Origin of the sequence: Yinghuangia sp. YIM S10712 (assembly GCF_051388935.1) — a bacterium.
Taxonomy (GTDB): domain Bacteria; phylum Actinomycetota; class Actinomycetes; order Streptomycetales; family Streptomycetaceae; genus Yinghuangia.
Genome location: NZ_JBPKBI010000018.1, coordinates 113900 through 128016 on the forward strand (window position 1 = coordinate 113900; position 14117 = coordinate 128016).

Sequence of the window (14117 nt, forward strand, 5' to 3'; positions counted from 1 at the left end):
CGCCGCGCCGCCCACCCCCGGTCGGGAGTGGGCGGCGCGGCGCCGCCGTGCGTTGCGTTCACGCCGGTCATTCGCCCTGCGGGGGCAGGGCGGCGATCAACGCGTGGTCCTTCTCGATCAGGCCGAGCTTGGAGGCACCACCGGGAGAGCCGAGGTCGTCGAAGAACTCGACGTTCGCCTTGTAGTAGTCCTTCCACTGCTCGGGCACGTCGTCCTCGTAGAAGATCGCCTCAACGGGGCACACAGGCTCACACGCGCCGCAGTCCACACACTCGTCGGGGTGGATGTACAGCGCACGCTCGCCCTCGTAGATGCAGTCGACGGGGCACTCCTCGATGCAAGCCTTGTCCTTCACGTCGACGCAGGGCTGCGCGATGACGTACGTCACGTGGGATTCCTCCTCATGGCGGGATCCGCCTTTGGTCGTTACGGGTGCGCGGGAGCGCGGCAACGTCGATGCCCGTCACTAGTATCGCGGTGGTCCGGGGCTAACTCCTAGCGGCCCCATATCAGCAGAGACCAAGGTCTCTTTTCAGCAGCGATCAGGGAGCACACCAGGTGAACCGGATCACACCGGAGGACGTCGGCAAAAGGGTGTCGGTTCGCCGCACCCTCGCGCCGAACGGCACGCCTGGGACGGGCCGGACCGAGTACGGCGACGTCGTCGGCGAGCTCACGTCCTGGGCGGATGGCGTCCTCACGATCACCCGAAAGGACGGCTCGGTCGCGCGCGTGGCGGAGCGCAGCCTGGTCGCGGGGAAGGTCGTGCCGCCGGTTCCGGTGCGCGGGCCGTCGGCGCTGCCGGTCGAGGTTCTGCAGGCGGCTTCGGACCGCGCGTGGCCGGCGACGGAGTACGCGCAGCTCGGCGGGTGGCGTCTGCGCGCGGCGGCGGGTTTCACCCGGCGGGCGAATTCCGTGCTGCCGCTGGGCGACCCGGGGATGCCGCCGGACGAGGCCGTTGCGACGGCGGAAGAGTGGTATGCGGCACGGGAGTTGCCGGCGTACTTCCAAGTGCCCGTCGGCTCGGGCACCGACGTGTTCCTGGCCGCTGCGGGGTGGGCGGAGGAGGCGCTGACCGTCGTGCAGACCGCCCGGCTGGCGGCGGTCCGCGACCGGGTCGGACCGCTTCCGGAGCTTGCGGAGTTCGCCGTGGAGGTCGCAGAGGGAACGGACCAGCCGGATGCCGGCTGGCTGGCGCGCTACAACCGGGCGCTCGCCGCAGGCACCGTCCCGGGGCCGACGGCCGCAGCCGCGCGGGCGGTGCTCGGCGGCGTCGGCGGCTTCGGCGGGGCGGACGGTGAGGCGGGTGGCGCTGTGCGCCACGCGTTCGCGGCCGTGCGTGCGCCCGGCCTGGAGGTTCCGGTCGCGATCGGCCGCGTCAGCGTCGATCTCGGCGCGACGACCGGGCCGCGCGGCACCGGCCTGCGGGTGGCGAGCTTCACCGCGGTGGAGACCGATCCGGCGTACCGGGGCCGGGGTTTCGCGCGGGTGGTGATGGCCGCGCTGACCGAGCACGCGCTGCGCGCGGGCGCGACGACGGCGCTGCTCGGGGTCGAGGCCGACAACGCCGACGCACTGCGGCTCTACGCGGGGCTGGGCTTCACCGAACACCACCGGTACCGGTATCGCAGGAGGGCGTGAAGCGGGTGCGGACCGGCGGCGGGAGCCCGGCAGAGCCCTCTCCGGACCGACCGGTCGCGGCCTCGCGCCGCCCATCGCAGCCGGACACCACAAGTCTCAGGGAGCCGTGAGGTTGAACGACCCGAGTGATGTATCCGCGCGGCGCGCGCGGTTCGCCGAAGTGGTCCGTACCGAGCCCGTCGACCTCGCCGAGGCGTGCCTGCTGATGGGCGCCGAGGAGGATCGGGAGGTGGACACCGGGATCGGCCGGGCCGAACTCGACCGGCTGGCGCACGCGGTCGCGGCGAAGTTGACCGAGCCGGCGGAGGAGACCGACCCGGCGCAGGCGGCGGCGGTCCTCGCGCTGGTGCTCGGGGCGCGGGCGGGTTTCGGCGGCGCCCAGGCGGACTACGCGGACCTGCGTTCGTCGTTGCTGCACCACGTGCTGCGGCGGCGGCGCGGGCTGCCGATCCTGTTGTCGGTGGTGTGGATGGAGGTCGGGCGCCGTGCCGGCATCCACGTGTACGGCGTCGCGTTGCCGGGGCACTTCGTGGTCGGGATCGGCGATCCCGACGGTGACTTCGTGCTCGCGGACCCGTTCCAGGGTGGTCGCCTGCTGACCGTCGACGACGCCCGCACCATCGCGCTGGGAGCGGGCGGTTCGCCGGACGACCCGCATCTGCTGCTGCCCGCGCAGCCGACGGCCGTGCTGCTGCGGATCCTCAACAACATCCGGGCCTGGGCGCAGAACCCGCATCAGGCGCCGGAGCGGGCCTGGACGCGGTTGTGGGCGGTCGAACTGTCGCTGCTGCTGCCGCGGCACCCGGCGGTGCTGCGCCGCGAGCGCGGCACGCTGCTCGTGCTGACGGGCGACTTTGCGGGCGGCGCCGCGGAGTTGGAGGAGTTCGCGGATCTGGTCGGCGCGATCGACGGCGAACTCGCCGAGACGGTACGGCGCGAGGCGCGGGAGGCCCGCTCGCGTCTGAACTGACGCACCGGGCACACACGGCAGGCATCCCTCGGCCCCCGGAAACCGCCCCGTCACCGGCGCGGCGCCGCCGTCGGGCGTCACCGCTCCCCGTGGGGGCTTTCCGTCGTACGGCTGGGCGGCGGCTGGGTCGCCGCCGGTTCCCTGGAGCCCTGGACGAAGGCTTGGAGGAACGCGTACGGATCCTGGAGGACTCCGCTGCACCCCGGGTCGGCGGCCGTGGCGCCGGGCGTCGGACACGGCCGGTCGCGGGCCGCGGACCACCATGAGAGCCGACCCAGGTGCCGCTCGTTCGCGAAGCGCGCCAATTCCCGTGCGTCGTCGAGCGTGAAGACCTCGCCGGGCACGTCGTCCACCCCGATCATCGGCGTGACCGAGAGCTTCTGCCACGCCTGGGCTTCCGTCAGTGCGGGCCACAGTTGGCGGAGTTGCCCGTGCACCGCGCGCGCCGCGTCGGTGGCGTACCGGCCCATGCGACCGGCCGGGTCGGGGGCGTTGGCGGGCCCGTAGTCGCGGGCGAGCACGTTCACGGTGTCGACGTGGACGCCGCGTTTCGCCGCGTCGCGCAGCAGGGCCATGGCGTCGTCGCCGAGGCCGGTCGGCAACACGGGGAGGCTGTAGGTCACTTCAAGTGCGCCGCCGTCGCGGCTGATGCCGTCGGCGAGCAACAGCAGGGCCTGGTTGCGGCGTTCGACGATGTCCGGGCGGCCGAGCGAACGGCCTTCCACGTCGAGGTCGATCCGGCTGACCTGGTACTGGTCCACGACTTGCCGGTACGCGGCGGCCAGAGCCTCCGGCGACGCGCAACTCGCTGCGAGATCGGTGCCGGCCGCGCCGCCGAACGAGATCGCGGCCTTGCCGCCCAGTGCCTTGAGCTCGGCGAAACGCTGCGCCACGGTCGGGTCGTCGAGGCGGATGCCGCCGCCCCACGTGGGCCGACAATCGCCGCCGTCGACAACGAACGCGAGGATCCAGTCGGTGACTCCGGTCGTGCGGATCGCGGCGGCGAGGTCGTAGGAGCCGGGTGCGGCGAGGTCGACGTACGGGCGCACGGGTGTCGTCACAACCGGTGCCCCGGTCGCGGGAGCGCCTGTCGGGCCGGTGCCCGGGCCGGGCGTCGAAGCTCCGGCGCCGGGCTGCGGGGCGCCGGCGGGCGGGGTCGTACGGGCGGGGCCGGGCGCCGGGGGCGCCGCGGATCGCGGGCCTTGGCCGGGGGTGGCGCCCGGCGGGGTGCCGGTTGCCTCGGTCGGCGGCCCGGCGGCGGCCGCGTGGTCGCCGGTGGCCCCGACCGCGCCGACGACCTCGCAGGCACGGCCGTTGATGGTGCACTCGACGGGTTGCGCGGTCGACGTCATGGCGGCGGGGTCGACGCGCCGGACCTCGAAGCCGACGACCGCGCTTTCGCCCGGCCGAAGATCGCGGTTCCAGTCCTGGTCGCGGATCGTGTAATGGCTGCCGTCGCGGCTGGAGCGCCCGTTCCACAGCGACGTGATCTCGCCGCCTTCGGGCAGCCGGAATCTCAGGGTCCAACCGTGCGCGGTCTCGTCGCCGGCGTTGCGCACGATGTATTGCGCGCTGAAACCGGTGTCCCAACTGCCGGTACGCACGTACTCGGCGGTCAGGCGCGTCGGTTCGCCGTCGTCCGCGAGCACGACCACGAGCACCGCCGGCATCGCCGCGAGGACGATCGCAGTGACCGCCCAGCGCACACGCCCGCGCAGGAGATCCCGGAGACGCCGGCCCGGCGTCGGCTGTCTCCTCGGCGCGGTCGCGCGGCGCAGCCCCATGGCCCTGCCTCCGAAGTGCTGCACAGATCCGGGGGGTTCGGTCCCGAAGCCCCGGCCGGTGTCCGTCGGTCGTCTGGGTCGCCGTCCGTGGCGCAAGGACTCTACTCGCTCGTGTGCGACCCGTAACCGGAACGCCTGGTATGCCGGGTCGGTTCCCGGCCATCCCAAGATCCAATGTCTCACTATGCAAGAAAGTAGTCTCAAAATATGACCACGACCCTTATCCTGCAACGTATGAGCTGGAATTCAATGCAGTACGACAACAACTTCTCCTACGTCTCGGCGCACGGCCGGGGCGTGGTCGATCTGCTGGATGCCCGGCCCGGCGAACGCATCCTGGACCTGGGCTGCGGCACCGGCGACCTGGCCGCCCGGATCGCCGCGAGCGGCGTGACCGTGCACGGCATCGACGGTGACCCGGACATGATCCGCACGGCGGTCGACAAGTACGGCGACGCGCCCGGCACACCGACGTTCGCGGTTGCCGACGGGCACGCGTTCACGGTCGACGAGCCGTTCGACGCCGTGTTCTCGAACGCCGCACTGCACTGGATGCGGCGCCCCGACGAGGTCCTGGCGCGCGTGCACGCCGCCCTGGCCCCCGGCGGACGCTTCGTCGCGGAGTTCGGTGCGAGCGGCAACGTGGCCGCACTGATCGAAGGGCTGCGCGTCGCGGGCGGCGAACTGGCTCCCGAGGTGCCGATCGAACTGCCGTGGTATTTCCCGTCGACCGCGGAGTACGCCACACGGCTGGAAAACGCGGGCTTCGAGGTCGCCACCACCGCCTGCTTCGCCCGCCCCACCGCCCTGGCCCCCGGCGACACGGCCGCCGACTGGTGGCGCATGTTCGGCCCGACGGTCCTGGCGGCGTTCCCGGCCGACGTGCACGAGCCGCTGCTGGCCCGCGTGGACGACGTCGTACGCGACCGGATGGTGGGCGCCGACGGGATCTGGGTCGCGGACTACGTGCGGCTGCGGTTCGCCGCCGTACGCGTTCGACCCGCCCGCGACGTGCCGTGACCCGCGCGCCCGGCCCGTGCGTTTCCCGACGCCCACAGCCGCCTCGCAACCCAACTCAAGCGTCCCACAGCGCCGGTACGTGCAGGCAGCGGACGGCTTACCGCCGCCGGAGCCCGAGCTCGGCGGAGTAGCGTGCCCTTCATGCTGCACCTGACCGACGCCCGGACCGGCCACCCGCAGCCCGCCGCCCCACCCGGCACCAGGCGGCTGCGGGTGGCCTACTGCCCCGGATCACTCCGCGCCGCGCTCACCGCCGACGTCATTCGACGCGCGGCGGAGCGCCATCACCTCGTCGTGCAGGTGACCCGGCACGACTGCACGGCGGCCGGGCTCGCCGCAACCTCGAAAGCAACGTGGCACACCGACCCGATGCGCTTCAACATTCATCCCGCGCAAGGGACTTCCGGCCCGGACGACCCGTCCCCCGACATCCACGTCACCCCCGCCCCGGACCACATCGCTCCCCCGCCGCGCGTGCTCCTCGTCGTCCCCGCGGATCCCGGCCCGCAGACCCCTGAAGCCGCCGCCTGGCAGGCCGCCGACCCCTTGGCACTGCGGCTCGCACTGCTGGCCCGCGAATCCCCCGACAGCATGCCGCTGTCCGAGGACGACCTCGCCCGTACGACTGATCACCTCGGTGAACTCCGCACCGACGTGGCGCACTTCGCCGAAAGCCCATCCGCCGCCCCGCCCGCCGGCCGCATCGCCGAAGTACACGCCGCGGTGGACGACAACCTGGGCACCCTCCGCGCCCTGAACCTGACCGACGCCCTGCGCACCGACCCCGGCATCCCACCAGGCGCCCGCTTCGAAGCCCTCATCCACCTGGACCGAACCTTCGGCCTGGACCTCGCCCGCGACATCGGCCGCTGACCGGGCCCGCCACTGCACAGGCAAAAGCCCCGCGGTACCCGGAACCGGTCCGGGCGCCGCGGGGCTTCACCGACTGATCGGGCCGGTTACTCCTCCCCGTCCCGAGTCGACGAGGCCCTGGGCGACGGAGCACCCGACGCGCTGCCGGTCGGAGCAGATCCGCTCGGCGGGGCGGACGCGCCACCCGGGGCCGGGGGCGCCGCCGGGGCGCAGATGATCTCGTCGGCGGGGTCGTACTTGGTGTGGAACTGCTCGCGGCGGACTTCCTTGCCGTTGTCGACGAAGATGCGCGTCACGTCGATCTTGAAGCCTTCCGAGGCCTCCTGCGGGACGCAGCCCTCGCGCGTGTCGTTCACCTTCTTCGGCGCGATCGTCGCGTACTTCGCCGAGCTTGCCGACTTGATCTCGTCGTACTTCTTGGTGCCCAGCAGCGTCACGGTGATGGACGAGTCGGTGTACGAGGTGTCGATGTAGACCGGCTTGCCCGAGTCGTTCTGCCACTTCAGGTCGAGGGACGGCCACGCGACCGTCGCCTCGCGTCCCGCCGGGTAGCGCTCGATCCAGAAGCTGTGCGGCTTGTGCATGACGTCCTTGAGACCGCCGAAGAACACCGCGTTGAACATCGTGGTCGCGACCTGCGAGACGCCGCCTCCGTAGTCCGTCTCGAAGCGGCCGTTGTTGATGATCGTGCCCTTGGCGAAGCCGTTCTCCGCGGTGCGTTCGCCGACGGTCTTGTTGAGCGACCACGTCTCGCCCGGCATGACCACGCCGCCGTCGATGAGGTCGGCCGCACGGTGGATGTTGGTGAGGCGGTAGGCGGCGTACGGGTATTCGGTCGTGTACGTCGACATCACCTCGGTGATGCCCAGCGCCTCGGCCTTCGCGGTGGTGAACTCCGGCTCGACGGGCCCGAGCGTCACCTGCACGGTGCGACCGCTGGTCTTGGGAAGCACGTCGAGGAGCGCCTTGGCCGCGGTGTCCCCGGACACGCCCTGGCCCGGCTTGTGCGGCACGACCGAGACCTTGCCCGCGTCCACCTTGAAGGTCGCGTCCACCGGCTTCTCGCCGACCGCGGAGAACGTGTCGCCCAGTTCCTTCTGGAGCCCGGCCGTGTCGATCTTCGGCTGGAGGCGGCCGTTGGCGTCCGGCTCCATCGTGAGGTACTTCGCGAGGGTCGCGGGCGTCATCTTGAGGCTGGCCTTGCCGGCCTTGAGCGTGACCGGCCCGGACATCGCCGGGATCGCGAACTCCCGCATCGCGCGGTCGACTTCCTCCTGCGACACGCGCGGCGTCGACAGCTTGGTCGGCAGCACGACCGGCCCGCTCCGGTTCGGGTCGAGGAACGCGTCACGGACCACGGCGACCGCCGCCTGGGTGTCGAGCACCTGAACCGCCTGGGGAGTTATGGCCGTCGCCGTACCGCCCGCGAACGACACACCGCCCTCGCGCTGGTGCTCCCCCGCGTCGGCGGCGAGCTGTTCGAGCGCCGCGGCGAGCTTGGCCGGGTCCTCGATCGTGCGCGGCTCGACCTCGCGCTTCTCGCCGAACATGGCCGGGATGGAGTCCAGCGGATTCAGGCTCTTCTCGGCGGCGCGGTCGACGGTCGCGCGCGCGTCGAGGATGAGTCCGGCGTTGGGCGGGTCGAGAATCAGCTCCTTGTCACCGAGCTTGACCTTGAAGTCCTTGTACGCGCGCTCGGCGAGCACGGTCTCCAGTGTGCGGACGGCCTCCGACTTCGACCGGCCGCCGATGTCGACGCCCAGCACCGAGGTCCCGCGCGGCACACCGCCGCCCGCGTACGCCAGCGAGCCGCCGTAAATCCCACCGACCAGGGCGAACACCGCCGCGCTCGCGATGATCGCCAGGCGCCGCCGGCGCTTGCCGGACGGCCGCGGCGGCTGGCTGTCGTCGGGCTCGCGGCGCGCGGCGGGTCCGGGAGGCTCCCCCGGGCCACCGCCGTACGGGGGCTCACTCGCGAACCCGTGCTCGTCGAAGTCGTCCCACGCCTGCGACCCACCGCCCGCACCGTCGGGGGATCCCTGCTCGTCGCTCTCTTCGTCGCGGGCGAGCCGCGCCTGTCCGCGCAGCACGACCGGAGGGATCGGACGCGACCCGGGGATCTTGATGCTGACCCGCGTGGTCATCGACGGCTCCGCGCCGCTGCCGTCCGGCGTGACCGCCGCGGCCCCGGCACCCGGACCCGCGCCCGCACTGTCTCCCGCCGCGGGCGCCTGGGGCGCCTGGGGCTGCGGCGTCTGCGCCGCGGCGGACGGCGCACCGAACGCGCCGATCAGACTGCGGCGCCCGGCCCGCCTCGGCAGTCCGGCGGCCGTGCGGTCCTCCGACCCGTCCTGCATCGCGGCGCCGGCCGCCGGGTTCTGCGGCGCGGCCGGGGCGGCGTATCCGCCCGTGTCGGGCCCCGGGTGGCCAGGGACCGGTCCGGTCCCGTAGCCGCCCTGGTCCGGATACTGCGGCACCTGCGGGCCGGGCTGCGGCACACCCGCGTCTTGGGGCTGCGGATGCGGCGGTGGCCCCGGATGCCGCGGCGGACGGCTGAAGTAAGGGTGCGGCTCCTCAGGCGCGCCGGAAGGCGTGGTGGGCTGGTCGTTGCTCACGACGAACGAACTCTCCGTTGCGAATATCGACCGCCCCGGAAGGCGGCCACCGTCGACCGGTTGCGTCTGACGACGCCCGCGACCGACCGATTGGTGATCGTGTGCGGCACGTCGTAGCGGGACGGAACCGCGTACTTCCACGGCCGTACGAGGGCCGTGAGGTCGTGACTCCTCCCCCCGGAGGAACCCGGGAGGCTTCTCCTGTCCGTGGCCGGGCCACATCGGGAAGGGCCGGCCCGGTCCAGAATGGACAAAAACTCTTGGCCGCTACAGGCGGAGCAACGAATGCGGCGCGCTGGAAGTTACGTTCGCGCGCCAGGCGGTTGGCGCCCCGCCGTCGTACCAGGAGCATGGGCGGACGGTACTTCTAGTTGCCGTTCCCGGGCAGGCGTTCACCCGAAAGAAGTAGCGGATGAGCGCTGCCGCCCCACGGCTGCATCGCGATCATCGCGCCCACGATGGATCCTCCCAGCAGGAACAGATAAGACGTGATGCCGCCTGTGAACACCCAGTCGCCCTCGGCCCGGGGGGCCGCCGCGATGTAGAACACCGTGATCAGCCACCCTGCGGCGGGCACCGCGGCGCCCGGTCTCGCCTTCATCAGCAGTCCGCCGGCGACGAACAGACCGCCCGCGCCGGCCAGCGCCACGATGAGGCCGCCCGGCCGGTACGCCCCCTGCGCGAACGCACCGAGCCAACCCGCCGCGCAACCGAGCACGAACCAGGCGACGTAGGCCGCGATCCGGCCGGCTTTGTACAGCACCGAAGCACCATAGTCGGGCGTGTCGGCCCCGTCACGCCCGCCCCCCGCCCCGGAACCCGTCCCGGCACCCGGCGGCGGCCTGCCGACGCCGGCCGCCCGGGAGGCACCGCCGCCGCCCGGGCCGCGCTTCGTGCCGCCCGCGCCGCCGCTCATCCGCGCACCCCGGCGAACAGGTCGTCTTCGCGCCCGTCCGCGCCGGCCGGGCCGCGCTCGCCCTTGACGAGCCGGTAGTGCTCGACGCTCATGATCGACTGGCCGATGTTGTTCGACAGCGCGAAGAAGGCGTCGTCCGTGGAGATCTGAGTCGGGTACGCGTGCAGCGCCGCCACCTTGGCGTCGAACCACTCGCCGGCTTCGACCGCCGTCGTGACCACCGCGTCGTCGACGACGAACGGCAGGTCGTCGACGTCGACGAAGTCGAACGGCAGTTCCTTGCCGTCGGCCTTCATCTGCTCGAACCCCGCGGCGACGACGGAACGCGGCATGGCGTTCCAGTAGATCTTCGCGATCTCCCACGGCTCGCCCTCGCCGTACGCCGGATCCGCGGCCAGTTCGGCGGCCCGCATCGCGACCCGGTGGGCCTGGATGTGGTCGGGGTGCCCGTAGCCCCCGATCTCGTCGTACGCCACGAGCACCTGCGGCCGGACCTCGCGCACGATCGCCACCAGGTGCCCGGCGGCCTCGTCGACGTCCGCCTGCCAGAAGGAGTCGGGCCGTTCGTTGGGCGATGTGCCCATCATCCCGGAGTCGCGGTACCGGCCGGGGCCGCCGAGGTAGCGCTGGTCGTGGATGCCGAGGGCCTTCATGGAGTCGGCCATCTCGGTCATCCGGTGCGGCCCGAGCCGGTCCTCGCGGTCCGCCGCCAGATGCGCGAGCCCCGGCACGAGGACTTCGCCCTCCTCGCCGAGCGTGCAGGTCACCAGCGTCACATGCACGCCCTCGGCGGCGTAGCGGGCCATCGTCGCACCGTTGTTGATGACCTCGTCGTCGGGGTGCGCGTGGACGAGGAGCAGGCTGAGCGGGGTCGCGGGCGGGGTCGCGGGCGCAGTCATGAAGGCCAGCCTACGTGCCGCCGAAGCGGGCTGTGGCCGCGCCGGATCCTCCTGGGGCAAGGCACGAAACGGGCCGCCGGGCGGCTGTTGTCACCCGCCCCGGGTCCGCGCGGAGGATCAGTCCCGGCGGTGGACGAAGACCCCGTAGCCCGCCGCCGCGTCCCACGGCTCGCGGTCCCAGCCCGCGTGACGTTCGACGCGGTGCAGTCCGGCAGCCTCGCACGCCGCCTCGTACGCCTCGGCGCTGACCGGCGTACCGCCCTCGCCGCCGTCGAAGGAGAAACCCGCGACGACCAGACCTCCGTGCGGGCGCACGCACGCGGCCAGCGTCGCGACCGCCTGCGCCTCGGTGCCCGGGGTCAGGTAGATCATCACGTTGCCGGCCGCGACCGCGAGATCGTAGGCGTCCGGACCGTCGACGGCCTTGGGGTCGAGGGTCGCGAGGTCGCCGGCCACCCAGGTGAGGCCGGGGGCGGCGGCGCGGGCCTCGGCGAGCATCGAGGTGTCGATGTCGACGCCGACGGCCTTGTGGCCGAGCCGGGCGAGCTCGATCGCGACGCGCCCGGTGCCGCAGCCGGCGTCCAGGACCCGGCCGCCGCGCGGCAGGAGGGCGTCGCAGAAGCGGGCCTCGCCGTGCAGGTCGCGGCCTTGCGCGGCGAGTTCGCGGAAGCGGGCCGCATAGGCGGGGCCGCGGGTTCCGCCGGTCACTTCGAGCCAGCGGTTGGCGGGGGTGCGGTCGTTCGTGGGCATACCGCCACGGTACGGCCGCCGTTGCCGCGCCCCGCACCCGCGTCGGGCTCCGATGGCGGGCATCGGGGCCGAGGCGTCGGAACCGGGTGCCGGGCGCGATCGGGGAAGCGCGGCGTCAGAAGTGGATGCCGTTGACGATGCCCGCGAAGCTCATGCCGGCGTCGTGGATCGACGGGGCGAGCGAGGTACTGGCGAGATAGAAGCCGAGCAGGACGCAGACGACGGCGTGTACCGGACGCAGGCAGGCTTTGCGGATCAGGAACAGCGTCACGATGCCGAGAAGCAGCACCACGGAAACCGAAATCGCCATGAGTGCGCACCTCCAATGTTTCGACGGACAAGAACACCCGTTGGTCGAAACAATTCCAGACACGGTGAGTTACGCAACGCACACGGCTCGAAATCACTCGATCAGCGCGTTACCGGCGGTACGTTCCGAACACCCATTCCCCAGGCCCTGTCCCCCGTAGGCTGGCCCCCATGAGCTCGGAGATCACGTTTCCCCGGCAGCACGCCCGCACGCAGCGCTTCACTCTCGGGGTTCCTCGCGCGTTCACGGTCACCGGGGGCGGCGGCGCGGGTCCGACGGTCCTCTTCCTGCGGTCGCGCTCCGGCGGGGACCGTGCCACGTGCCTGTGGGCGTACGAGCCGCGTCTCGGCGAACGCGTCGTCGCCGACCCGGCGGTCCTGCTCGGGGGCGCCGCCGAGCACCTGTCGCCCGAGGAGCGGGCCCGCCGGGAGCGCAGCCGCGAGGGCTCGGCCGGCATCGTCGGCTACGCGGTGGACACGGCCGGGAAGACCGTCGCGTTCACGCTGTCCGGGCGGCTGTTCGTCGCCAACCCGGTGTCCGGGGCCGTCACCGAGCTGGGCACTCCCGGGCCGGTCATCGACCCTCGGCCGTCGCCCACCGGCCGGCACATCGCCTATGTCGCGGGCGGCGAACTGCGCGTGATCGGTGCGGACGGCTCCGGCGACCGTGCGCTGGCGAGTCCGGAGAACAGCGAAGTCACTTGGGGTGTCGCCGAGTTCATCGCCGCGGAGGAGATGCAGCGGAGCCGGGGCCACTGGTGGTCCCCGGACGGCACCGCGCTGATCGCGGCCCGCGTCGACAACGCCCCCGTGGACCGCTGGTGGATCGCGGACCCGGCCAATCCGGCGGCCGCGCCGCACGAGGTGGCGTACCCGGCGGCCGGCACGCCGAACGCCGACGTGACCGCGTCGCTGATCGACGCCGTGTCCGGTGAGCACACCGAACTCTCTTGGGACCGCAAGGAGTTCCCGTACCTCGTCAACGTGTCGTGGAGCGCATCCGGGCCGCCGCTGCTGGTGGTCGCGACGCGGGACCAGCGCACCGAACGGGTGCTGTCGGCCAATCCGATCACCGGCGAGACGACCGAGGTGCACACGCGCACCGACCCGGTGTGGATCGACATCGTGCCGGGCGCACCGGCGTGGACTCCCGGCGGCGGGCTGCTGCGCGTCGAGGACGCCGGCGACGCGCGGCGCGTGGTGGTGGACGACCGCGTGCTCACCGACGCGTCACTGCACGTCCGCGCGGTCCTGGACAGCGGCGCGACCGATGTCCTGGTGACCGCGTCCGCGGGCGGCGCGGCTGCCGACCCGGAGACCGGCGAGGTGCACGTGTACCGCGTGACCGCCGACGGCGCGGAACGGATCAGCGCCGAGCCGGGCGTGCACACAGCGGTCCGCTCGGGCGGCACGACGGTGCTCGTGTCGTCGTCGCCGGACCGCTTCGGCCCGAAGGTGACGGTGTTTCAGAACGGTTCGCCGGTCGGCGAGATCGCGTCGTTCGCGGAGACACCGGTGCTGACCGCGAAGGTCGAGTTGGGCACCGCGGGCCCGTCGCGCATCCCGTACGCGGTGCTGCTTCCGCACGGCTTCGACCCCGCCTCGGGGGAGAAGCTGCCGGTGCTCATGGACCCGTACGGCGGTCCGCACGGGCAGCGCGTCGTCGCCGCCCGCAACCCGCACCTGACCTCGCAGTGGTTCGCCGACCAAGGCTTCGCGGTGATCGTCGCGGACGGCCGCGGCACGCCGCACTATTCGCCCGCGTGGGAGAAGGCGATCGCGGGCGACTTCGCCGGTGTGACGCTCGACGACCAGGTCACCGCGTTGCACGCGCTCGCGGCGGACCGGCCGTACCTCGACCTCGCGCGCGTCGGCATCCGGGGCTGGTCATACGGCGGCTACCTGGCCGCACTCGCGGTGCTCCGCCGTCCGGACGTGTTCCACGCGGCGGTCTCCGGGGCGCCGGTCACCGACTGGCGGCTCTACGACACGCACTACACCGAGCGCTATCTCGGCCACCCCGAGGAAGAGCACCGCGTCTATGCGGCGAACTCCCTGGTCGACGGCGGCGATCTGGGACCGGTCGCGGAGCCCGCGCGCCCGCTGATGATCATCCACGGCCTTGCGGACGACAACGTGGTCGCGGCGCACACGCTCCGCCTGTCCTCCGCGCTGCTCGCGGCGGGCCGCCCGCACGAGGTGCTGCCGCTGTCGGGCGTGACGCACATGACGCCGCAGGAACAGGTGGCCGAGAACCTGCTGCTGCTCCAAGTCGACTTCCTCAAACGCTCACTGGGGCTTTGAACGCGCCTGGGCCGGGCCGCGACACGTGGCCCGGCC

Annotated in this window: 12 protein-coding genes; 5 read left to right on the plus strand and 7 right to left on the minus strand. The window is 72.7% G+C overall.

What is annotated here, in order from left to right:
* Positions 1–67: 67 nt before the first annotated feature.
* Positions 68–388, minus strand: a complete 321-nt coding sequence (fdxA, locus tag ACRX5W_RS27565; protein ID WP_436791039.1) for a ferredoxin — start codon at positions 386–388, stop codon at positions 68–70.
* A gap of 170 nt (positions 389–558) precedes the next feature.
* Between fdxA and ACRX5W_RS27570 the strand changes: the two genes are divergently transcribed.
* Together ACRX5W_RS27570 and ACRX5W_RS27575 are read left to right on the plus strand one after the other, a co-directional pair.
* Positions 559–1641, plus strand: a complete 1083-nt coding sequence (locus ACRX5W_RS27570) for a GNAT family N-acetyltransferase (protein WP_436791040.1) — start codon at positions 559–561, stop codon at positions 1639–1641.
* 112 nt (positions 1642–1753) lie between these two features.
* Positions 1754–2611 carry a transglutaminase family protein gene (locus ACRX5W_RS27575; RefSeq protein ID WP_436791041.1) on the plus strand — a complete coding sequence of 286 codons (858 nt, stop codon included), beginning with the start codon at positions 1754–1756 and terminating at the stop codon, positions 2609–2611.
* 77 nt (positions 2612–2688) lie between these two features.
* Here the strand turns inward: ACRX5W_RS27575 and ACRX5W_RS27580 are convergent, their stop codons facing one another.
* Positions 2689–4395, minus strand: coding sequence for a glycoside hydrolase family 18 protein (locus ACRX5W_RS27580; protein ID WP_436791042.1), 1707 nt, complete (start codon positions 4393–4395; stop codon positions 2689–2691).
* A gap of 207 nt (positions 4396–4602) precedes the next feature.
* Here ACRX5W_RS27580 and ACRX5W_RS27585 point away from each other — a divergent pair, with 207 nt between their 5' ends.
* Positions 4603–5415, plus strand: a complete 813-nt coding sequence (locus ACRX5W_RS27585; RefSeq protein ID WP_436791043.1) for a class I SAM-dependent methyltransferase — start codon at positions 4603–4605, stop codon at positions 5413–5415.
* 141 nt (positions 5416–5556) lie between these two features.
* A complete protein-coding gene (locus tag ACRX5W_RS27590; RefSeq protein WP_436791044.1) occupies positions 5557–6288 on the plus strand; it encodes a hypothetical protein in 732 nt (243 codons plus the stop codon).
* 86 nt (positions 6289–6374) lie between these two features.
* Here the strand turns inward: ACRX5W_RS27590 and ACRX5W_RS27595 are convergent, their stop codons facing one another.
* The 5 genes from ACRX5W_RS27595 to ACRX5W_RS27615 form a co-directional block, all read right to left on the minus strand.
* A complete protein-coding gene (locus tag ACRX5W_RS27595; RefSeq protein WP_436791045.1) occupies positions 6375–8903 on the minus strand; it encodes a VanW family protein in 2529 nt (842 codons plus the stop codon).
* A 367-nt stretch (positions 8904–9270) separates the two neighbouring features.
* Positions 9271–9666, minus strand: coding sequence for a DUF6113 family protein (locus ACRX5W_RS27600; protein ID WP_436791046.1), 396 nt, complete (start codon positions 9664–9666; stop codon positions 9271–9273).
* Between the two features lie 149 nt (positions 9667–9815).
* Positions 9816–10718 (minus strand): N-acetyl-1-D-myo-inositol-2-amino-2-deoxy-alpha-D-glucopyranoside deacetylase, encoded by a 903-nt coding sequence (gene mshB / locus ACRX5W_RS27605; RefSeq protein WP_436791047.1) that lies wholly within the window; start codon positions 10716–10718, stop codon positions 9816–9818.
* Positions 10719–10835: 117 nt separating this feature from the next.
* The gene (locus ACRX5W_RS27610) at positions 10836–11468 is read right to left on the minus strand and encodes a class I SAM-dependent methyltransferase (protein WP_436791048.1); all 633 of its coding nucleotides are present in this window, start codon (positions 11466–11468) and stop codon (positions 10836–10838) included.
* A 115-nt stretch (positions 11469–11583) separates the two neighbouring features.
* Entirely contained in the window at positions 11584–11778 is a 195-nt protein-coding gene (locus tag ACRX5W_RS27615; RefSeq protein WP_436791049.1) for a DUF2304 domain-containing protein, read from the minus strand.
* A 170-nt stretch (positions 11779–11948) separates the two neighbouring features.
* Between ACRX5W_RS27615 and ACRX5W_RS27620 the strand changes: the two genes are divergently transcribed.
* Positions 11949–14081 (plus strand): prolyl oligopeptidase family serine peptidase, encoded by a 2133-nt coding sequence (locus tag ACRX5W_RS27620; RefSeq protein WP_436791050.1) that lies wholly within the window; start codon positions 11949–11951, stop codon positions 14079–14081.
* Positions 14082–14117: the final 36 nt, after the last annotated feature.